The 20,916-nt window shown below is 67.7% G+C and carries 17 protein-coding genes and 1 riboswitch; of the genes, 7 read left to right on the top strand and 10 right to left on the bottom strand.

The window, feature by feature from the left end:
- Positions 1–265: 265 nt before the first annotated feature.
- Positions 266–2,113, bottom strand: a complete 1,848-nt coding sequence (locus IMX13_RS03345; RefSeq protein ID WP_164972340.1) for a patatin-like phospholipase family protein — start codon at positions 2,111–2,113, stop codon at positions 266–268.
- A gap of 142 nt (positions 2,114–2,255) precedes the next feature.
- A riboswitch (cobalamin riboswitch) is annotated at positions 2,256–2,485 on the top strand.
- A 218-nt stretch (positions 2,486–2,703) separates the two neighbouring features.
- On the opposite strand from IMX13_RS03345, the gene metE reads away from it, so the two are divergent.
- From metE to pncA, 3 genes are all read left to right on the top strand, one after another.
- Positions 2,704–5,001, top strand: a complete 2,298-nt coding sequence (gene metE, locus IMX13_RS03340) for a 5-methyltetrahydropteroyltriglutamate--homocysteine S-methyltransferase (RefSeq protein ID WP_128987913.1) — start codon at positions 2,704–2,706, stop codon at positions 4,999–5,001.
- Between the two features lie 63 nt (positions 5,002–5,064).
- A complete protein-coding gene (locus IMX13_RS03335; RefSeq protein ID WP_053518569.1) occupies positions 5,065–5,736 on the top strand; it encodes an epoxyqueuosine reductase QueH in 672 nt (223 codons plus the stop codon).
- A 55-nt stretch (positions 5,737–5,791) separates the two neighbouring features.
- Entirely contained in the window at positions 5,792–6,418 is a 627-nt protein-coding gene (pncA, locus tag IMX13_RS03330; protein WP_065174191.1) for a bifunctional nicotinamidase/pyrazinamidase, read from the top strand.
- Positions 6,419–6,440: 22 nt separating this feature from the next.
- Here the strand turns inward: pncA and purU are convergent, their stop codons facing one another.
- Positions 6,441–7,292, bottom strand: a complete 852-nt coding sequence (purU, locus tag IMX13_RS03325) for a formyltetrahydrofolate deformylase (RefSeq protein ID WP_053518573.1) — start codon at positions 7,290–7,292, stop codon at positions 6,441–6,443.
- A gap of 113 nt (positions 7,293–7,405) precedes the next feature.
- Here purU and IMX13_RS03320 point away from each other — a divergent pair, with 113 nt between their 5' ends.
- Positions 7,406–8,317, top strand: coding sequence for a LysR family transcriptional regulator (locus IMX13_RS03320; RefSeq protein ID WP_111186534.1), 912 nt, complete (start codon positions 7,406–7,408; stop codon positions 8,315–8,317).
- A 3-nt stretch (positions 8,318–8,320) separates the two neighbouring features.
- Here IMX13_RS03320 and IMX13_RS03315 read toward each other — a convergent pair whose 3' ends face one another.
- From IMX13_RS03315 to IMX13_RS03305, 3 genes are all read right to left on the bottom strand, one after another.
- Entirely contained in the window at positions 8,321–9,421 is a 1,101-nt protein-coding gene (locus IMX13_RS03315; RefSeq protein WP_080375304.1) for an NADH:flavin oxidoreductase/NADH oxidase, read from the bottom strand.
- Positions 9,422–9,543: 122 nt separating this feature from the next.
- A complete protein-coding gene (locus tag IMX13_RS03310; protein ID WP_193395744.1) occupies positions 9,544–10,350 on the bottom strand; it encodes an NAD-dependent protein deacetylase in 807 nt (268 codons plus the stop codon).
- 43 nt (positions 10,351–10,393) lie between these two features.
- Positions 10,394–10,795, bottom strand: coding sequence for an acyl-CoA thioesterase (locus IMX13_RS03305; protein ID WP_053518579.1), 402 nt, complete (start codon positions 10,793–10,795; stop codon positions 10,394–10,396).
- Positions 10,796–10,886: 91 nt separating this feature from the next.
- Here IMX13_RS03305 and IMX13_RS03300 point away from each other — a divergent pair, with 91 nt between their 5' ends.
- Positions 10,887–11,522, top strand: a complete 636-nt coding sequence (locus IMX13_RS03300) for a LysE family translocator (protein ID WP_193395743.1) — start codon at positions 10,887–10,889, stop codon at positions 11,520–11,522.
- 144 nt (positions 11,523–11,666) lie between these two features.
- On the opposite strand, the gene IMX13_RS03295 is transcribed toward IMX13_RS03300, so the two are convergent.
- Together IMX13_RS03295 and IMX13_RS03290 are read right to left on the bottom strand one after the other, a co-directional pair.
- A complete protein-coding gene (locus IMX13_RS03295) occupies positions 11,667–12,686 on the bottom strand; it encodes a ribonucleotide-diphosphate reductase subunit beta (RefSeq protein ID WP_005420683.1) in 1,020 nt (339 codons plus the stop codon).
- A gap of 106 nt (positions 12,687–12,792) precedes the next feature.
- Positions 12,793–15,195: a ribonucleoside-diphosphate reductase subunit alpha gene (locus tag IMX13_RS03290; RefSeq protein ID WP_053518585.1), complete on the bottom strand. Its 2,403-nt coding sequence runs from the start codon at positions 15,193–15,195 to the stop codon at positions 12,793–12,795.
- A 560-nt stretch (positions 15,196–15,755) separates the two neighbouring features.
- Here IMX13_RS03290 and IMX13_RS03285 point away from each other — a divergent pair.
- On the top strand, positions 15,756–16,565 hold the full coding sequence (locus IMX13_RS03285) for a DUF2884 family protein (RefSeq protein ID WP_053518587.1): 810 nt from the start codon (positions 15,756–15,758) through the stop codon (positions 16,563–16,565).
- A 67-nt stretch (positions 16,566–16,632) separates the two neighbouring features.
- Here IMX13_RS03285 and zapE read toward each other — a convergent pair whose 3' ends face one another.
- Both zapE and IMX13_RS03275 read right to left on the bottom strand, forming a co-directional pair.
- Positions 16,633–17,733, bottom strand: a complete 1,101-nt coding sequence (gene zapE, locus IMX13_RS03280; RefSeq protein ID WP_053518589.1) for a cell division protein ZapE — start codon at positions 17,731–17,733, stop codon at positions 16,633–16,635.
- Entirely contained in the window at positions 17,730–18,401 is a 672-nt protein-coding gene (locus tag IMX13_RS03275) for a CocE/NonD family hydrolase (RefSeq protein ID WP_111186532.1), read from the bottom strand. The genes zapE and IMX13_RS03275 overlap by 4 nt, the downstream gene beginning before the upstream one ends.
- 43 nt (positions 18,402–18,444) lie before the next feature.
- Here IMX13_RS03275 and IMX13_RS03270 point away from each other — a divergent pair, with 43 nt between their 5' ends.
- The gene (locus tag IMX13_RS03270) at positions 18,445–19,302 is read left to right on the top strand and encodes a hypothetical protein (RefSeq protein WP_053518593.1); all 858 of its coding nucleotides are present in this window, start codon (positions 18,445–18,447) and stop codon (positions 19,300–19,302) included.
- A gap of 136 nt (positions 19,303–19,438) precedes the next feature.
- Here IMX13_RS03270 and IMX13_RS03265 read toward each other — a convergent pair whose 3' ends face one another.
- A complete protein-coding gene (locus tag IMX13_RS03265) occupies positions 19,439–20,884 on the bottom strand; it encodes an ExeM/NucH family extracellular endonuclease (protein ID WP_193395742.1) in 1,446 nt (481 codons plus the stop codon).
- Positions 20,885–20,916 lie beyond the last annotated feature (32 nt).

The raw sequence follows: 20,916 nt of genomic DNA, 5'->3' as shown, positions 1-20,916 counted from the left end.
CCGGTTGCGGGGGACGGCGCAAGTACGTCCATGTAGCCTCGGTCGCGCCATCCATGGCGCTCACGCCCCCGCAACCGGACCCACCCCGCCTTCGACAGATCTCCGCAAGCTGTCAGAACGACGCATTGCCCTGGTGGGTGTCGACCTTGGTCGACACGAACCCTGGCGATGAGCCACCGCAGGGATCAGATCGTGCCGACCAAGGTCGGCACCCACCAGACAAGGTCGGCACCCGCCGGAACAGTTCAATCGGCTGCGGCAGCGGTCAGTAGATCGGCGTCACCTTCATCTGCGGCAGCGGCCGTGGTGCGCCGTCGGTGAGGTCCGGGCCAAGATCCTCCCAGCTGCGGCCCTGCTCCACCATCAGCCCCCACAACTGCTGTGACGCCAGCCGCTTGTCCTCCGAGCCCAGCTTGTACGACGGTGGCGACGGCACGCCGGCAGCCACCATCGTGTACGCCGCCCGATAGGCCAGCACCTGCTGCGCGGGATCGTCGGTACGCGCCACCTCCAGCGTGTAACGCTGGTAGGCCGAGGCCAGGTTGCGCCAGCGGATCCAGTAGTGATTCTCGAAGGAGAACGCGCAGAAGCGCGCACCGGCCAGGCTGCCCTTGTCGGCGATGCGGGTCAGCACCTCCTGCGGCATGTCCAGGTTCATGCCGCCCTCATCACCCTGCAGGGTCACGTGCACGATGCGGTCGCGATAGCCCGGAGCACGCGCCTGCAGCAGGTCGCGCCAGTTCTGCATGGTTGCCACCACCGCGAACAGGAAACGGCCAAGCTCGCCGGCCGCCACCGGCGCGGCGATGGACTGGTAGGTGCGTTGCCAGCCATGACGGTTTTCGCTGGGCAGGAACACCGATCGCTCCAGCGCCTGCCGTGCATTGCCGCCGGAGCTGACCTCCTCCGCATGCTGTGGATAGACCAGGTTGATGGCGAAGGTCGGCCAGCGCGGAAGCGCCGCGTCGAACAGATGGATCGGGAAGTTGCTGCTGATGCCCCCATCGGAGAACCAGCAGATCCGGAAGGCGGTGATCACCGGGCCGCAGGCCTGGCCGGCACTGGTCAGCCCCTCCATGCTGTCGGCCACGTTGTGTTCCGGATCGGAGGCGGTCGCTCCAGGCTCGCAGCGGCGCTCGCGGCGCGAGGGCTCATGCAGCGGCACTGCGCTGATCAGCAACGGGAAACTCAGGCTCATCCGCGTTGCCACCAGAACCGGCAGCTGCGGCCCCTGCGGCAGGCGGTAATAGAGTCGTCCATCCACGCCCAGCGGCGGACCCGCATGGTTGACCAGCCACTGCACCACGCTGGCCGGAAACAGCTGGTCGAACTCTTCGCGCAGGAACCAGAACTGCGCGCCGCCCAGCGGCAGCGTGCGGGGTTCGTTGTGCGATACGCAGGTGGTGATCATCTGCAGGGTGATGGCATGCGGGCTGTCCGGCTCGTCGGCATAGCGCGGCGCATCGTGCAGGTCGGCAAAGGTGAGCGGCACATCGGCCGGCTTGCCTGACAGCTGCTGCAGGCAGCCGTGCAGCCATTCCGTCAGCGCCGGCCGGCGCGCGTCGCTGCCGAGGCCGCTGCACAGGCCCAGCAGATTGCGTCGTGCCACCCGCGCGACCCGCAGCGCGGCCCCGGCCACGCCAGCGCCGTAGGCGCACAGCAGGGACGGCAGCAATGTTGCCGCCACTCCACTCCAGCCGCCGCCCCACGCGCCCAGCGCGAGCAGCAATGCCAGCGACACCAGCACTTCCAGCGGCGCGATCTGGAACACGGCGATGGCCAGGCACAGCAGCTTGCGGGGCCAGCCTGCATTGCCGGTCAGCACCACCAGCAGCCGATAGGCTGCACGCGCGCCGCGCGCCGGCTGGAACAGACCGTAGATGAACCCGCGCCGCGACAGCTGCGCCGACACCGCCGACAATCCACCGTACCCGGCATCGCCGGGCAGCGGCTCGCCCGCCTGCTGGCGGCGATCACCATAGGCCGCCGCCGCAGCCACCGCGGCGGCGATGGCGCCTGCCGAGGTGCCACCGATGCTCTTGAAGCGATACTCGCGCGCCAGCGCCAGTACCGCATTGGGGTACACGATGCCGCTGGTGATGCCACCTTTCATGACCAGATCGCAGTACTTCGCCGCCACACGTCACCTCCCGTCCATCGGTTGCCAGTATCGCAAGCCGGCCTCTCACTGCCTGAGAAAGGCGCCACATCCCGGTGGTGTGATGCCAGGCCTTGACCATTGCTGCCAACCGGCCTACCTTGTGCACGCCGAAGGTATTCATCTCTTCATGCGAATGAAGGGATGAATTTAAACGGGAATCCGGTGAAGGCGCTTCGCGCGCCCATTCCGGAGCTGCCCCGCAGCGGTGAATGGAAACGAATCCTGCCAACAGCACTGGGCTCGCGCCTGGGAAGCGGCAGGTAGTAGGTGGGCTGCGGCCCGCGTCCAACAGCCCGAATACCGGCCCCGGCCGGGGGACACGACCGTCCCCTGACTCGACCTGGAATCTCCGCGGGGAGGTTGCCGGGGCCGTCGTCGTCCTGCGCCTGCAGGGTGCGCGGCCACGTGCGTCCTTTTCACGGCATCCGGTTCGCCCGCGGGGGCGAAGGTCGCTGGCAAGACGCCCGTGGGCCGGCAACGGCACGCGTCGTCCTGCGGTTCCTTCGTTCCTCAATGCCGACATGCAATGAGGACACGCTGCAATGACCACTGTTACCAACCTGGGCTTTCCCCGCATCGGCGCCAAGCGCGAACTGAAGCGGGCGCTCGAACGCCACTGGGCCGGCGAGGACGACGCCGCCACCCTGCAGGCCACCGCCGCGGCGCTGCGTGCCCGGCACTGGCAGCTGCAGATCGAGGCCGGCGTCGATGTACCGCCGAGCAACGACTTCAGCCTGTACGACCAGGTGCTCGACACCGCATGGCTGTTCGATGCCATTCCCGAACGCTACCGCGAACTGGCCGCGCACGATCCACTGGCCGCCTACTTCGCCACGGCCCGTGGCCTGCAGCGCGATGGCATCGACCTGCGCGCGCTGGAGATGACCAAGTGGTTCGACACCAACTATCACTATCTGGTGCCGGAACTGCACGCGGGCCAGGCCTTCGCCCTGCGCGGTGACAAGCCGCTGGCCGAGTTCAATGAGGCCAGGGCGCTGGGCATCCACACCCGTCCGGTGCTGCTGGGGCCGGTGAGCTTCCTGCTGCTGTCCAAGACCACCGACGGCAGCGCCGCGCTGGACCTGCTGGATGCGCTGCTGCCGGCCTATGTGCAGCTGCTCGGCCAGCTGGCCGACGCCGGTGCCGACTGGGTGCAGCTGGATGAGCCGCTGCTGGTGCAGGATCTCGACGCCGATGCGCAGGCAGCCTATGAGCGCGCCTATGCCCGGTTGGCCACGGCACGGCGTCCGAAACTGCTGGTCGCGACCTATTTCGGTGCGCTCGAGGACAACCTGGCGTTGGCCACCGGCCTGCCGGTGGACGGACTGCACGTGGACCTGGTGCGCGCGCCGGAGCAGCTGGACGCCGTGTTGAAGGCGCTGCCGGCCGAGCGCGTGCTGTCGGCCGGCCTGGTCAACGGCCGCAACATCTGGCGCACCCATCTGGACAACGCACTGATCCTGGCCCGGTTTGCCCAGGTGGACCGCGGCGCCGACCGGCTCTGGCTGGCACCGTCCTGTTCCCTGCTGCACACGCCCGTGGATCTTGCGCTGGAAAAGAAGCTTGATGACGAACTGAAGGGCTGGCTGGCGTTCTCCCGGCAGAAGCTGCAGGAACTGCGCCTGCTGGCCGACGCGCTCGATGGCAGGGCGGATGCGGAAGCGGGCCTGGCTGCCAATCGCGCTGCGCTGGAGGGGCGTCGTCGCTCGCCACGCGTGCACAACCCGGCCGTGGCCGCACGCCTGGCCGCGCTGACCGTGGCCGATGCGCAGCGGCACACCGCCTACCCGCAGCGCCGCGCCGCGCAGCATGCGGCGCTGCAGCTGCCGCTGCTGCCCACCACCACGATCGGTTCCTTCCCGCAGACGCTGGAGGTGCGCGAGGCACGCGCCCGGCACAAGTCCGGCAAGCTGGGCCTGGCCGAGTACGAGGCCTTCCTGGAACAGCAGACCGCGCATGCGGTACGCGTGCAGGAAGCGCTGGGCCTGGACGTGCTGGTCCACGGCGAGTTCGAGCGCAACGACATGGTCGAGTACTTCGGCGAGCAGCTGGAAGGCTTCGCCTTCACCGGCAACGGCTGGGTGCAGAGCTATGGCTCGCGCTGCGTCAAGCCACCGGTGATCTTCGGCGACGTCAGCCGCCCGCAGCCGATGACGGTGCGCTGGTCCAGTTACGCGCAATCGCTCACCGACAAGCCGATGAAGGGGATGCTGACCGGTCCGGTGACGGTACTGCAGTGGTCGTTCGTGCGCGACGACCAGGAACGCGATGTGACCTGCCGGCAGATCGCGCTGGCGCTGCGGGACGAAGTGCAGGACCTGGAAGCAGCCGGCATCGGCGTGATCCAGGTGGACGAGCCGGCCATCCGCGAGGGGTTGCCGTTGCGCCGCGCCCACTGGCGCGCCTACCTGGACTGGGCGGTGGAATCGTTCCGCATCAGTACCAGCGGCGTGCGCGATGCCACCCAGATCCACACCCACATGTGCTATTCGGAGTTCAACGACATCATCCACTCGGTCGCAGCGATGGACGCGGACGTGATCTCGATCGAGACCTCACGCTCGCGCATGGAACTGCTGGATGCCTTCGTGAAGTTCAACTATCCCAATGAGATCGGCCCGGGCGTGTATGACATCCACTCCCCCCGCGTGCCGGACAAGGCGGAGATGGTGGACCTGCTGCGCAAGGCGCTGGCCGTGCTGAAGCCGGAGCAGCTGTGGGTCAACCCGGACTGCGGGCTGAAGACCCGTGGCTGGCCGGAAACCCGCGCTGCCCTGCAGGCACTGGTTGCCGCCGCAGTGGAACTGCGTGCCGAGCACGCCGACGCCCGCGTCGCCTGACCTGTCTCTCCACCCCGATGCACGGGCCGCCGCCGTTGCCGGCGGTCCGTGCGGTACCTGATGATGACCGAGCTCCAACGCCCCACCCTGTCCCTGCCCGCCGACGGCAAGCGCCTCCTGCTGCATTCGTGCTGTGCGCCCTGCTCCGGCGAAGTGATGGAGGCGATCACCGCCTCCGGGATCGACTACGCGATCTTCTTCTACAACCCCAACATCCATCCGGTGAAGGAATACGAGCTCCGCAAGCAGGAGAACATCCGCTTCGCCGAGCAGCATGGCGTCCCCTTCATCGACTGCGACTACGACACCGACAACTGGTTCAGCCGCGCGCGCGGCATGGAGAACGAACCCGAGCGCGGCATCCGCTGCACGATGTGCTTCGACATGCGCTTCGAGCGCACGGCGCTGTACGCGCATGAGCACGGCTACGACACCATCAGCTCGTCGCTGGGCATCTCGCGCTGGAAGAACATGGCGCAGATCAATGACTGCGGCATCCGCGCCGCGGCGCGCTACGAGGGCCTGCAGTACTGGGATTACAACTGGCGCAAGGGCGGTGGTGCCAGCCGCATGATCGAGATCAGCAAGCGCGAGCGGTTCTACCAGCAGGAGTACTGTGGCTGCGTGTACTCGCTGCGCGATGCCAACCGGCACCGCCGGGAGACCGGCCGCGAGCGGATCCGGATCGGGCTGCTGTATTACGGCCAGGACAACGAAACGCCGCAGGGCGATTGACGTGTGGCGAGGGGGCGGCCACGCTGGTCGCCTCTCCCGCCGCGCTGGAACGTCCATGCCCACCCTGCCCGCCACTGTCGCCCTGCTGGTGATCGATCTGCAGCCGGACTTCATGCCCGGTGGCGCGCTGGCCTGCGACCGTGGCGATGCGCTGGTCGCGCCGATCGCGCAGCTGCTGGCGCAGCGCCGCTACCGCACCGTAGTGGCCACCCAGGACTGGCATCCCGCGGACCATGCTTCGTTCGCCAGCCAGCACCCCGGCCATCGTCCGTTCGAAACGATCCTGCTGCATGCGCAACCGCAGACCCTGTGGCCGGACCACTGCGTGCAGGGCAGCGCCGGTGCCGCCCTGCATCCGCAGGTGGACTGGAACATGGCCGACCTGATCCTGCGCAAGGGCACCCGCCAGCAGGTGGATTCCTACAGCGCCTTCCGCGAGAACCACGGCCCCGATGGCGGGCGCCCCGCCACCGGCCTGGCCGGCTGGCTGCATGAGCGCGGCATCGACGAGGTGCACGTCTGTGGCCTGGCCCGCGACTACTGCGTGCTGTGGAGCGCGCAGGACGCAGCCACGTCCGGCTTCAGGGTGAAATTCCTCTGGGACCTGACCCGGCCGGTGACCGAGGCCAACGACGGGATGGTGCGCGAAGCACTGGGCACTGCGGGGATTGGGATCCTCTGACGCACGTCCGGCCGGGCAGGTATCAGCGGAACACCACCGTGCGGTGCCCGTTGAGCAGGATGCGGTGCTCCACATGGCGGCGCACGGCACGCGCCAGCACCTGCGATTCGGTATCGCTGCCCAGGCGTACCAGGTCGCGCGGCGTCATCGCATGATCGACCCGGGCCACGTCCTGTTCGATGATCGGACCTTCGTCCAGATCCTCGGTGACATAGTGCGCGGTGGCGCCGATGATCTTTACCCCGCGCGCGTGCGCCTGGTGATAGGGCTGCGCGCCCTTGAAGCTGGGCAGGAAGCTGTGATGGATGTTGATCGCCCGGCCGGCCAGCGCGCGGCACAGGGTGGGTGAAAGAATCTGCATGTAGCGCGCCAGCACCACCAGGTCGATACGCTCGTGTTCGACCAGATCGATGATCTGCTGCTCCTGCACCGCACGCGTATCCGCGTTCACCGGCAGATGGTGGAACGGCACGCCGTAGGACGCAGCCAGCGGTGCGAAATCGGCATGGTTGGACACCACTGCCGCGATATCCACTTTCAGCTGCCCGCTGTGCGCACGGAACAGCAGGTCATTCAGGCAGTGGCCCTGCTTGCTGACCAGCACCAGCAGGCGCGCACGACGCCGACCGTCCTGCAGCTGCCAGTCCATGCCGAACTCGCGGGCCAGTGCCGCCATGGACGCATGTACCGTGTCCAGGGGCAGGCTGGCGTCGCGGTCGAAATGCACGCGCAGGAAGAACCGGCCGCTTTCCTCGTCGCCGAACTGCTGGGCGTCGAGGATGTTGCAGCCATGATCGAACAACAGGCCCGACACGCGGTAGACGATGCCGGTACGGTCGGGGCAGGACAGGGTGAGGATGGAATCGGGTCGCATCCTGCAAGTGTAGGGCAGCACCCCGCCCGCGTGATCCATTGTCACCGATGCAACGAACCACTTCGGACAGTTCCAGGTGATCGTGGCCGTCTTTCGTGGCACGCTGGCGGGTCATGAACCTGTTGCAGCTGATCCGCAGCTTCACCCGCACCGCAGACACCGGCAGTATTGCCGCTGCGGCCCGCAGCCTTGGCATCAGCGCCACCGCCGTCGGCCAGAACATCCATCGCCTGGAGGCACACCTGGGCGTGCGCCTGCTGAACCGCAGCACGCGCCAGCTGGCGCTGAGCGAGGCCGGTGCGCTGTACCTGGCGCAGGTGCGCCACATCGAAACCGATCTGGCGCGGGCGCAGGCCCTGGTCACCAGCGGTGACATCGAGCCGGCCGGGCCATTGCGCATCGCCAGCAGCCGCGCGTTCGGCCGCCACGTGCTGGCGCCCCTGCTGCCTTCACTGCAGCAACGCTATCCGCAGCTGCAGCTGGAACTGCGGCTGTCCGACCGGGCCGTGCAGCATGGTCCGGAGGCGGTCGATGCCAGCATCCGCATCGATGCGCAGCTGGAGGACGGCGTCGTGGCGCGGCCGCTGGCACGCATTCCCTTCGTCTTCTGCGCCTCGCCTGCCTACCTGCAGGCGCATGGCTGGCCACAGGAGCCGTCCGATCTGCGCGGCCATCGGGGTGTGCTGCATCGTTTCCCCACCGATGGGCGGCCTCTGCGCTGGGGCCTGCGCAAGGGCGACCAGCGCGCGGATGCGCCGCTGCCGCCCGGCATGGTGTGCGATGACATCGACGCGCTGGCCGAACTGGCCGCGGCCGGTGCCGGCATCACCCGGCTGGCGGCCTTCGTGGCCGATCCCTTTCTGCGCGATGGCCGGTTGCAGGCGGTGTTCGGCGCGGACAGCGCATGGCGCCCGGAACCGATGGAGGTCTATTTCTGCGTCAGCGACCGCCGCGACTTCACCGCCAGGATCCGTGCGCTGTTCGATCACCTGCAGGCCGGCCTGCCGCCGGCCTGGCGGGCATGACCTTCAGCGCGGGGTGAACACGCCGCGTGCCTCACGCGGCTCGCAGCGCAGGTACTGCGCAGCCGGCACCACGCTGTCGCCCAGCGCGGCTGCCGCGTGCCAGGGCCAGCGCGGGTCGTAGAGGATGCCGCGGGCCAGGGCGATGGCATCGGCGTGGCGATGACGCAGGATCGATTCGGCCTGCTCCGGTTCGGTGATCATCCCCACCGCGATGACCGGCATGCGCACCTTGGCCTTGATCGCGGCCGCGAACGGCACCTGGTAGCCCGGCCCGACGCTGATCTTCTGGCGCTCATCCAGGCCGCCGCTGGAGACGTGCAGGAAATCGCAGCCACGCGCGTCCAGCACCTGGGACAGCGCTTCGCTCTGCAGCAGATCCCAGCCACCGTCGACCCAGTCGCTGGCGGAGATGCGCACGCCGACGGCCACCTTGTCGGACACTGCCGCGCGCACGGCATCGAATACCTCTACCAGCAGGCGCAGGCGATTGGGCAGCGACCCCCCGTAGCCATCGGTGCGCCGGTTGCTCAGCGGTGACAGGAACTGGTGCAGCAGATAGCCGTGCGCGGCATGCACTTCGATCAGTTCGAAGCCCAGGCGTTCGGCGCGCACCGCGCTGGCGGCGAAGGCAGCAACGATTCCCGCGATGCCCGCCTCATCCAGTTCCTGCGGCGCGGGATCGGCAGCATGGAACGGCAGCGCTGACGGCGCCACCGTGGTCCAGCCACGTGCATCATCGGCCGGCAGCTGGCCACCGCCGTCCCAGGGACGCTGTACCGAGGCCTTGCGGCCGGCATGGCCCAGCTGGATGCCCAGCGGCATCGGCGACCAGCGCCGCACGCTGGCCAGCACGTGTGCCAGCGCAGCTTCGGTACCGTCATCCCACAGGCCGAGGTCGGCCCAGCTGATGCGTCCACGCGGCTCAACCGCCGTCGCTTCCAGGATCAGCAGGCCGGCACCGGATTGCGCCAGGTTGCCCAGATGCATGGCATGCCAATCGCTGGCGCGCCCGTCTTCGGCGGAATACTGGCACATCGGCGCGATGACGATGCGGTTGGACAGGGTCAGGCGGCCGAAGGTGATCGGCGAGAACAGCTGGCTCACGAGGGGTGCAGGGACGGGCAGAGGGGGGTGCGTATTGCACCGCTGCAAGGGCGGCGAATCAACCATGTGGATGGATCGCTGTTTCGCGGTGGCGCTGCATGCTCGCCGGGCATGGCCTGGCGCTACCCGATGACGAACCCGGCCAGCGCTTCAGCGCAATCGCGCTCGTCCTTGAACTGCAGCAGGTCGTCGGCACGGGTGCGGCCACGGTTCACGGCAGCCACCGGCAATCCGGCCTTTGCTGCGGCCTGCACGAAACGGAAGCCGGAATAGACCATCAGCGAGGACCCCACCACCAGCACGGCATCGGCCTGCTGCAGGTGCTCATGCACTGTCGCCACGCGTTCACGCGGCACGTTCTCGCCGAAGAACACCACGTCCGGCTTCAGCAGGCCGCCACAGGACGGACAGTCGGGCACCACGAAGGAGGAAAAATCGGTCTCCAGATCAGCGTCGCCGTCGGGGGCGATGCCGGCCTCGAGCGTGTCCCAGCCGGGATTGGCGTCCAGCAGGCGCTGCTGGAACGCCTGGCGACCGCTGCGGCGCTCGCAGCCCATGCAGCGCACCAGGTCCAGCCGCCCATGCAGGTCGATCACGTTCTGGCTGCCGGCGCGCTGGTGCAGGCCATCCACGTTCTGGGTCAGCAGCAACTGCACCTTGCCTTGCTTCTCCAGCGCGGCCAGCGCCTGGTGGGTGCCGTTGGGCTGGGCCAGGCCGAAGCGCGGCCAGCCCAGCAGGCTGCGTGCCCAGTAGCGCTGGCGGGTGGCGGCCTCGCCCATGAATGCCTGGTAGGTGACCGGCGGCGTGCGTTTCCATTGGCCATCGGTATCCCGGTAATCGGGGATTCCCGAGGCCGTGCTGCAGCCAGCGCCGGTCAGCACGAACAGGCGCTGGGCGCGGTCGATGAAGTCGGTCAGCGGCGGGGTCATGCCGACCAGATGGGGGCAGCACGGCGCCCCCACAAGCGCCGTCTCAGGGCGCCGGCAGCGGCGGCACCGCGATCGGCTGGCCCGCCTCGTCCAGCGCGATCATCACGAAGTGGCCGCGGGTGCAGAGCCTGCGCTCGCCGCTGTGCAGGTCTTCGGCAATCAGTTCCACCTCGACCTTCATCGAGCTGCGGCCGACCTCGACGATGCGGCCGATCGTTTCCACCATCTGGCCGATGCGGATCGGCAGCTTGAAGTCGACCTGGTCGCTGCGCGCGGTCACCACGGTGCGGCGCGAGTAGCGGGCGGCGGCGAGGAAGGCGGCCTTGTCCATCCACGCCAGCGCCTGGCCACCAAACAGCGTGCCCATATGGTTGGTATGGTTGGGAAAGACGATTTCGGCCATGCGCACTTCGATCGGTGGCACGGTTTCAGGGATCGGGGTCATGGGTAGGGCTTCGGTGTGGGGTGCGGCAATGTTAAGCCAGGCCCCGTACAGGCAGCGCTACACTGCGCCACGCCCACTGCCAGGACTGCCCATGCCCGCGCCCTCCGATCTGCTGGCGTTCGCCCTCATCTCGCTGGGCATGGTGCTCACGCCCGGACCGAACATGATCTACCTGGTCTCGCGCTCGATCTGCCAGGGCCGCCGCGCCGGCCTGGTCTCGCTGGGTGGGGTGGTGCTGGGTTTCGTGTTCTACATGCTGTGCGCGGCGCTGGGCATCACCGCCCTGCTGATGACGGTGCCGTTCGCCTACGACGCGCTGCGCATCGGGGGGGCGTTGTACCTGCTGTACCTGGCCTGGCAGGCGCTCAAACCCGGTGGCCGCTCGCCGTTCGCGGTGCGCGACCTGCCGCCGGACAGCCCACGCAGATTGTTTGCGATGGGCTTTCTGACCAATCTGCTGAACCCGAAGATCGCGGTGATGTACCTGTCCCTGCTGCCGCAGTTCCTGCATCCGGACGGACACGGCAGCGTGCTGATGCAGTCGCTGGTCCTGGGTGCTACCCAGATCGTGGTGAGCCTGAGCGTGAACGCGGTGATCGTGGTGCTGGCCGGCAGCATCGCGGCATTTCTCGCCGGGCGCCCAAGCTGGCAGGCGGCACAGCGCTGGCTGATGGGCACGGTCCTGGCCGGGCTGGCGGTGCGCTTGGCGGTGGAAGGGCGGCGGTAGCACCGGGCCATGCCCGGCGAGCGCGCGACGCGATCGACGCTGCGCGCGGCCCCGGGCGGTACCCGCCGGGCATGGCCCGGCGCTACCCACAAAAAACCCCGGCATCGGCCGGGGTTTTCGCTGCGACAGGCCCGACCGGACGGGTCAGAAGTTCATGTCGAAGGCAACTTCGCCCTGCACGCCGACCTGGTAGGCCGAAACGCGGCGTTCGAAGAAGTTGGTCAGCTCCTGCACGTCCTGCAGTTCCATGAACGGCAGCGGGTTGCGCACGTTGTACTTCTTTTCCATGCCCAGCTTGGCGAAGTGCTGGTCGGCGCAGTGCTGCAGATACTGGCGCATGTCGCGCGTGGAGATGCCCGCCACGCCGCCGGACAGCACGTCCTCGGCGAACTGCACTTCGCATTCGATCGCTTCGGCCAGCATGTCGTACACCTGCTGCTTCATCTCGTCATCGAACAGGTCCGGCTCTTCCTCGCGGACCACGCGCACCGACTCGAACGCGAACTCCATGTGGGCGCTTTCGTCGCGGAACACCCAGTTGGTGCCCGAGGCCAGGCCCGGCAGCAGGCCGCGCGAACGGAAGTAGTACACGTAGGCGAACGCAGCAAAGAAGAACAGGCCTTCGATGCAGGCGGCGAAGCAGATCTGGTTGAGCAGGAACTGGCGGCGCTGTTCGCGGGTCTCGATGCGGGTCAGGTCCTGGATCGAGTCGATCCACTTGAAGCAGAAATCGGCCTTCTTCTTGATCGAGTCGATGTTCTCCACCGCCGAGAACGCCTTGGCGCGCTCTTCCGGGTCCGGCAGGTAGTTGTCGAGCAGGGTCAGGTAGAACTGCACGTGCAGCGCTTCTTCATACAGCTGGCGCGACAGGTACATGCGCGCTTCCGGCGCATTGAGGTGCTGGTACAGGTTCAGCACCAGATTGTTGGACACGATCGAATCGCCGGTGGCGAAGAACGCGACAAGGCGATGGATCAGGTGGCGCTCACCCGGCGACATCTTGCTGTGCAGGTCGGTGATGTCGATCTGGAAATTGATCTCTTCCACCGTCCAGGTGTTCTTGATCGCATTCCGGTACATGTCATAGAACTGCGGGTAGCGCATCGGGCGCAACGTCAGTTCAAAACCGGGATCGAGCAGCATCTGCTTGGGCTTGTCGGCCATGGGTGTTTCCTTGTCTTCTCGGGTCAAAACGCCGGGCATGGCCCGGCGCTACCTTGTCATTGCGCAGCCGGGCCGAGCCCGGCTCCATCTACGGCACAGCGCGCGATTACTGGCAGGCCTCGCAGGCTTCCGGGTTCTCCAGCGAGCAGGCGATGGCTTCGTCCGGGCTGAACACCTTGGCCGGGGCCGCGTTGCTGACCGTGGTCTTGGCGATCTTGGTGGCCGGACGCGAGCGCAGGTAGTAGGTGGTCTTGATGCCCTGCTTCCACGCGTACATGTACATGGACGACATCGCGCCGATGTTCGGGCTTTCCATGAACAGGTTGAGCGAGGCCGACTGGTCGATGAAGGCGCCACGCTCGGCGGCCATGTCGATCAGCGAACGCATCGGCAGTTCCCACGCAGTGCGGTAGACCTCACGCAGGGTTTCCGGAATCTGCGTCAGGCCGGCGATGGAACCTTCGGCCAGCTTGATGGCATCGCGCATGTCGGCGGTCCACAGGCCCAGCTTCTTCAGCTCGTTCACCAGGTAGCGGTTGACCTGCAGGAAGTCACCGGACAGGGTTTCGCGCTTGAACAGGTTGGACACCTGCGGCTCGACGCACTCGTAGCAGCCGGCGATGGAGGCGATGGTCGCGGTCGGGGCGATCGCGATCATCAGCGAGTTGCGCAGGCCGTGCTCCTTGATGCGGGCACGCAGGGCATCCCAGCGCGCGGTGTCTTCCGGCACCACGTTCCAGGCGTCGAACTGCAGTTCGCCACTGGCGGCACGGGTATCGTTGAACGACGGGTGCTTGCCGCGTTCCTGGGCCAGCTCGGTCGAGGTTTCCAGCGCGTGGAAGTAGATCGTCTCGGCGATCTTCTTCGACAGGGCACGGGCTTCGGCGCTGTCGAACGGCAGGCGCTTGCGGAAGAACACGTCCTGCAGGCCCATGCAGCCCAGGCCGACCGGGCGCCAGCGCAGGTTGGCGCGGCGGGCGGTTTCGATCGGGTAGAAGTTCAGGTCGATGACACGGTCGAGCTGGCGCACGGCCAGGCGCACGGTCTCGGCCAGCTTCTCGAAGTCGAACTCGTTGTGCTCGTCGAAGTGGTTGCCCAGGTTGATCGAACCCAGGTTGCACACCGCGGTTTCATCGTTGGAGGTGACCTCCAGGATTTCCGTGCACAGGTTGGACAGGTGGATCACGTTGCCCGGACGCAGGGTCTGGTTGCTGGCGCGGTTGCACTTGTCCTTGAAGGTCATCCAGCCGTTGCCGGTCTCGGCCAGCGTACGCATCATGCGGGCGTACAGCTTGCGGGCGGAGATGGTGCGGTTGGCCTTGCCCTGGGCTTCGGCCTGCAGGTAGGCCTGCTCGAAGGCTTCGCCGAACAGATCGGTGAACTCCGGCACGACGCGCGGATCGAACAGCGACCATTCCTGGTCGGCCTCGACGCGCTTCATGAACAGGTCCGGCACCCAGTTGGCCAGGTTCAGGTTGTGGGTACGGCGGGCTTCGTCACCGGTGTTGTCACGCAGCTCGAGGAAATCCTCGATGTCGGCGTGCCAGGTTTCCAGATACACGCAGGCCGCGCCCTTGCGCTTGCCGCCCTGGTTCACCGCCGCCACGGACGAGTCCATGGTCTTCAGCCACGGCACGATGCCGTTGGAATGGCCGTTGGTGGACTTGATGAGCGAACCACGCGAACGCACGCGGGTGTAGCTGACGCCGATGCCGCCGGAGAACTTCGACAGCTGGGCGATGTCGCCGTACTTGGAGTAGATCGACTCCAGCGAGTCCTGCGGCGAATCGAGCAGGAAGCACGAGGACAGCTGCTCGTGGGTGGTGCCGGAGTTGAACAGGGTCGGGCTGGACGGCAGGTAGTCCAGGTTGCCCATGCGCTTGTACAGCGCCAGGGTCTCGGACACGTCCTCGCTCAGCGCGCTGGCGATGCGCAGGAAGAACTGCTGCGGGGTCTCGATCACCTTGCGGGTGTGCGGATGGCGCAGCAGGTAGCGGTCGTACAGGGTACGCAGGCCGAAGTAATCGAAGTTCAGGTCCAGCGAGATGTCGATCGCATCGTTGAGCTTGCGCGCGTTGGTCTGCACGAAGTTCAGCAGGCGGTCGTTGATCAGGCCGACTTCATGGCCACGGCTGACCGACTGCGAGAAGGCATAGATTTCCTGGCCCGACACTTCCTTGGCGATGTAGTTGGCCAGCAGGCGCGCGGCCAGACGGCCGTACTCGGGTTCTTCACCGATCAGCAGGGCGGCGGTGCGGATGGACAGCTCGTCCAGCTCGCGGGTGGTGGCGCCGTTGTACAGGCCGGAAATGGTGCGGGTGGCCACGCGCATCGGATCGACGGCGTGCAGGCCTTCGGAGGAACGCTGCACCGCACGCACGATCTTGTTCAGGTCCACCAGTTCGGTCGTGCCATTGCGCTTGGTCACACTCATCGCGTTGGCCGTCGGCGGCGACGTCAACAGGAACTCGCTTTCCTTTTCGATGGTGGCGCTGGTTTCGGTGGTCACGGCGTGTGTCCTCTTGGCGTGATGGGGTGGTTGCAGGTGCATCGGTGGCGCGGCCCAGGACATGACGGCCCAGGATGGCAGCTGGGCGTCGCAGGAGGTGAGACCTGCGCCTGCCGCTGCCGTGACGGTCGCCGACGGGTATCGCTGTGGACGGGGGTGCCGCGTGGCTCCCGCCTCTGCGCCTTCCCCGTTGTCCTTGCGACGTGGGGTCGCTGCGACCGATGGCCACAAGATAGTGGGGGTGGTGGGGTCCGTCAACGCCAAATGTAGTGAAATTCGGCAATCCCTTGCGCCGCAAGGATCGTGCCATCGGCGCCCGGATCGGACGCTTTGGACCTGCCGGAACGGGCCGCGCAGTCAAGACCGGAACGCGTCATTCCGGCGGTACAACGGCGTGCGGAAACAGAACAATGACAGCTTCACATGACAGTAACGGAATGACCAAGGGACAACCCTGTGGATAGAAGGTGGGCAGCCGGTGGACGGCGTGACTTTCGGCCGATGACGGACAGGCCGGAGAGGCGGACGCTGGGCTCTGGCGACTGGAAAAGGAATGTCCAATGGACCTGCGACTGCCTGCCCTGGCAGTGCTGTCGGCGCTGTGCATCATGCCGGCGCAGGCGGCCGACGCGCCGAAGCTGCACGCGGACCAGTGTGGCATCCGCACGGACTATGACGTGCTGGTGGACAGCGGCGGCATCTGGCTGCGACACGGCCCACAGGCGCCGCACGAGGTGGTGTTCCACGATGGTGTGCTGAGCCTGGATGACACGATCGTGCCGGTCAGCGACGCCGATGCCGCCCGCCTGCGCCAGCTGGAGGCCGGCGCGCGCCGGTTGATGCCCGCCGCCACGGCATTGGCGCGCGATGTCAGCCAGCTGAGCTTCGACGCGCTCGATGGCGTCTACGAGAGCCTGACCGGCACCGCCAACAGCCGCAAGGTCAGGCGCCTGCGGCGGCAGGCGGATGACTGGATCGAGGGGACGCTCGGAAAGGGCTACTGGGAACAGGCGACCTTCGGTCCCGGATTCGAGGCGAAGGTGCAGGACATGGCCGAGACGCTGTCCGGCTCGATCGCCCGCAGCGTGCTCTGGCAGGTCTTCACCGGCCGCAGCGACGCCATGGAGGAACGTGCCGAGCGCCTGGATGCCGAGCTGGACCGGCGCCTGGAAGCCGGTGCCCAGCGTGTGGAGGCCAGCGCGATGGCGTTGTGCCCGCTGGTGCGTGCGCTGGCCGATACCCACGATGCGCTGGAAGTGCGTTACCAGGGCCAGCCGCTGCGGCTGCTGGAGCGCAGCGACAACGGCCTGCAGGTGTCGACCGGGCCGGAGGAGCGGCCGCAGGGCAACGCACTGGCGCCCAGCCGGTAACGTCGAGCTGCCGCTGCAGCGCCTGCGCGCGGCTGCCCTTCCGGCAGATCGTGCAGCTCCCGGGCCCTCACGCCCGGTGCGGGGTACCCAGGTATTCAGCGCTCTGCATCTCGATCAGGCGCGAGGCGGTGCGCTCGAACGCGCCCTGCAGGCGCTGGCCGGTGTACAGCTCGACCGGCGAGGTGCTGGCGGTGCAGACCAGGTTGACGTGGCGGTCGTACAGTTCGTCGATCAGGTTGACGAAGCGGCGCGCGGCGTCCTCGTTCAGGCGATCAAAGGCGGGAATGCCGCCCAGCAGCACCGTATTGAACTCGTGCGCGATCTCGATGTAGTCCGATGGGCCGCGCGGGCCTTCGCACAGGGCGGCGAAGTCGAACCAGGCGATGCTCTTGCCACGGCCGCGGACCGGAATCTTGCGGCCTTCGATCTCGATGTTGCCGGCCTTGGCGGGCTGACCACCACTCAGTTCGTTCCAGCGCGTGGCGAGCCAGTCGTCGCTGTCGGCGGCCAGCGGCGCGCGGTACACCGGCGAGCGGGTCAGCGCGCGCATCCGGTAATCCTCCGTGCCTTCGGCGTACAGCTCGACGCAGAAGCGCTGCAGCAGGCTGATGGCGGGCAGGAAGCTCTCGCGCTGCAGGCCATTGAGATACAGGTTCTCCACCGCCGTATTGGAGGTGGTGACCAGGGTCACGCCCTCGGCGAACAGGCGTTCGAGCAGGCGCGCCAGCAGCATGGCGTCGCCGATGTCGGTGACGAAGAATTCGTCCAGCACCAGCACGCGCAGGTTGCTGCGCCATTCCTGGGCGATCTTCGCCAACGGGTCGCTCTGGCCCTGGTGCTCGCGCAGGCGCTCGTGGACGCTGCGCATGAAACGATGGAAGTGGGTGCGGTACTTCTGCTTGATCGGCAGCCCGTCGTAGAACAGATCCACCAGGAAGGTCTTGCCGCGGCCGACACCCCCCCAGAAATACAGCCCCTTGACCGGCTCGGGCTTCTTCCAGAACGAGGACAACCGGTCCAGCCAGCCGTCGTCGGCGTTGTCCAGCAGGCCCACGTGGATGCGGTCCAGCTCGGCCAGCGCCGCGTGCTGGGCGGGGTCGTCCTGCCAGTCACCCCGGGCAACCCCGGCCGCATACCGCTGCGACGGGGTCAACTCGACTGCACTCATGCCGCTGCGCCCAGCCAGTGCTTGACGCCGTGGGTCAACGCACCACGCAGGTCGATCAGCTTGCGATGGAAGAAGTGGCTGGTGTCGGGCATCCGCACCAGCTCATGCGGAGCCTGCAGCGCGTCCAGCCACTGATAGACCGCCTGCGGGTCGACGATCTCGTCCTGCTCGCCCTGGATCACCAGCCAGCGGGCCGGAGGCTGCACGCCGTCGAAATCCCAGCGGCCGGCCGGCGGCGCGATCGAGATCAGCGCCTCCGGCTGCAGCGTGGCGGCCGCCTTCAGCGAAACGAACGCACCAAAGCTGAAGCCGGCCAGCCACAGGCGGTCGTCGGGGCGCTGGCTGCGCACCCAGGCGGTCACGGTCTTCAGGTCATCCTGCTCGCCCACGCCGCCATCGAAGGTGCCCGCCGAACCACCGACGCTGCGGAAGTTGAAGCGCACCGTGGCGATGCCCAGCTCGCGCAGGGTGCTGGCGGTCATGGTGACCACCTTGTTGTGCAGGGTGCCGCCCTCGGTGGACAGCGGGTGGCAGACGATGGCCACGATCGGCTGCACCGGCACATCGGCCTTGGGCAGGTCGACGACCACTTCCAGCGGGCCGGCCGGGCCGTCCAGTTCGAGGCAGGCGGTTTCGCCAGGGGCGACGGGGAACGAAGGCTTGTGCATGGCACCATGATACCGTCCCCCGCCCCTGCCCTGTGCCCGCCCCATGCTCTACCTGTCTTTGGCCGTGATCTGCAGCGTGCTGGTTTCGGTGCTGTTGAAGGTGGCCGGACGCCGCCAACTGGATGTTGCGCAGATGGTCACCTGGAACTATCTGGTGGCTGCGACCCTGACCGCCGTGGTGCTGCAGCCGCCGCTGGATGCGCTGCGCGCGCCGCATGCCCCGTGGCCGTCGTTGCTGGCGCTGGCGGTGGTGCTGCCCTCGATCTTCCTGGTGCTGGGCCGCGCGGTGGCGGTGGCCGGCATCGTCCGCAGCGACGTGGCGCAGCGGCTGTCGCTGCTGCTGTCACTGGCGGCGGCGTTCCTGTTCTTCGGCCAGACCGCCACGCCGTGGAAGCTGGCCGGGCTCGGCCTGGGCCTGCTGGCGATGGTGGCCATCAGCCTGCGCCCGCGCGGCCCGGCGGTGGCGTCCTCGCCGGGTGGCTGGGGCTGGCTGCTGGGCGTGTGGGGCGGCTTCGCGGTGGTGGACGTGCTGCTCAAGCAGGTGGCGCTGTCCGGCACGCCGTCGATGGCGGCGGTGCTGGCCAGCTTCAGCGTGGCCTTCGTGCTGATGCTGGCATTGCAGCTGTGGCGGCACTTCAGCGGTCGCAGCCGGCTGGCCTGGCACAACCTCGGCGCGGGTGCGCTGCTGGGCCTGCTCAACGGCGGCAACATCCTGTTCTATGTGCACGCGCACCAGGCGATGCCGGACAGCCCGGCCACGGTGTTCGCCGGCATGAACATCGGCGTGGTGGTACTGGGCGCGCTGGTGGGCGTGTTTGCCTTTGGCGAACCGACCACGAAGTGGAACCGGGCCGGCCTGGCGCTGGCGGTGCTGGCGATCGGATTGATCGCCTGGGGGTGAGTACGGCCCGGGGGTCGGATCCCATTCCAACGGAATGGGCTCTGACCCCACGTGCGGCCCACGCGTTCATGGCCCGGCGATGCATCGGGGTCAGAGCCCATTCCGTTGGAATGGGATCCGACCCCGGCGTTGGGCATTACTTGTCGAAGCCCAGCAGCAGCGGGTCGTGGTCGGAACTGCGCCATGGGCCGGGCACATTGCGCCCCTGGTAGCCGCTGGCGTCCTGCTCGTCGGCATTGCTGTGCCATTCGGCGGCGCCCGCCAGGCGGCGGGCCATGGACGGACTCAGCAGGGCGTGGTCGAGGCGGCCGCTGTAGCCGTTGTAGACGTAGCTGTAGGGATGTTCGACCTTGGCCACCTTGAAGGCGTCCTGCCAGCCCAGCGTGTGCAGCGTGCGGATCGGATCCTCCATCGCATAGGCGTTGAAATCGCCCAGCATCACCACATCCTTCACCTTCAGGCGCGCGGCTTCGGCCTGCACCCACTGGTTGAGCTGGCGGGCCGATTCGACGCGCGTCGCATTCCAGCAGCCCTGGCCATCGTTGCGGTCGGCGTCGGCGCCGCTGGCGTCGCGGCACCCCTTGGACTTGAAGTGGTTGGCGACCACCATGAACGGTGCGCCCTTGCCCTGGAAAGCCTGTGCCAGCGGTGCGCGGCTGTGCTCGGCAAACGGGCCGTCAAGCTTGGTCAACGGCGGGCCCAATGTCTTGAACGCACCGCGCTTGTAGATGATGCCGACGCGGATGGGATTGGTGCCGGGGCCTTCGCCCGGATCGACCGCCACCCATGCGTCGTCCGGCCCGGCGTGTGGCCGGTCATTGAGCGCGGCCAGCAGCTCGGCAATGGCCGACTGCGGTCCGTAGCCATCGTTCTCCAGCTCCATGAGGGCGGCGATGTGGGTATCGAGCGCATTGATGGTGGCGACCAGCTTGGCCACCTGGGCCTTGTGCTCCTCCAGCGTGCGGGCACCGCGCAACGTCGGGAAGCCGCCGCCCTGGCCGTCGCCATTGAAGTAGTTTTCCAGGTTGAACGCCGCGATACGCAGGCTGCCAGGCACCTCCGGCACCGCCGGCCGCTGCAGTGCGGGCAGGCTCAGCGTGCCTTCGACCTGCAGCTGCGGGCGGCCCTGCGCGTCCACGCGGACGATGCCTTCCACATTGCGCAGCAGCATGCCGGTGCGCAGCACCGGGTCGCCCGGCAGGTAGGCTACGCTGCCCGGATCACGCACATCGCTGCCATCGTCCAGGACCAGGCGGCGGCGCAGGTTGTCAGCCATCACCTGTTCGATGCCGGCGGTGCCCGGCGCGGCCACTTCGGTCGGCTGCCACAGGCGACCGCCGAAGGCGACCGTCAGCTGGCCGGAGCGTTCCAGAGCGTCGGTGCCGGCCAGGGTCAGCGGCGCAGCGATGCGCACACGCTGGCCGTCCAGCGCGCGCCAGTCGGCCGGCGCGGTGGCCAGTACAACGGTGGAGTTGCGCGGGGTGGACGTCGCCGGGGCCGGCATGGCCTGCGGCTGGGCCTGGGCAAAGGCAGGTGCCGGCAGCAGCAGGGACAGGGCGAGAACAAGGGAACGGCGGCGCATCGACGGGCGACTCCACGGAAGGGAGGCACAGA

Source organism: Stenotrophomonas sp. B2 (genome assembly GCF_014947095.1).
Taxonomy (GTDB): Bacteria; Pseudomonadota; Gammaproteobacteria; order Xanthomonadales; family Xanthomonadaceae; genus Stenotrophomonas; species Stenotrophomonas maltophilia_P.
This window is presented reverse-complemented; position numbering and strand designations above follow the sequence as displayed.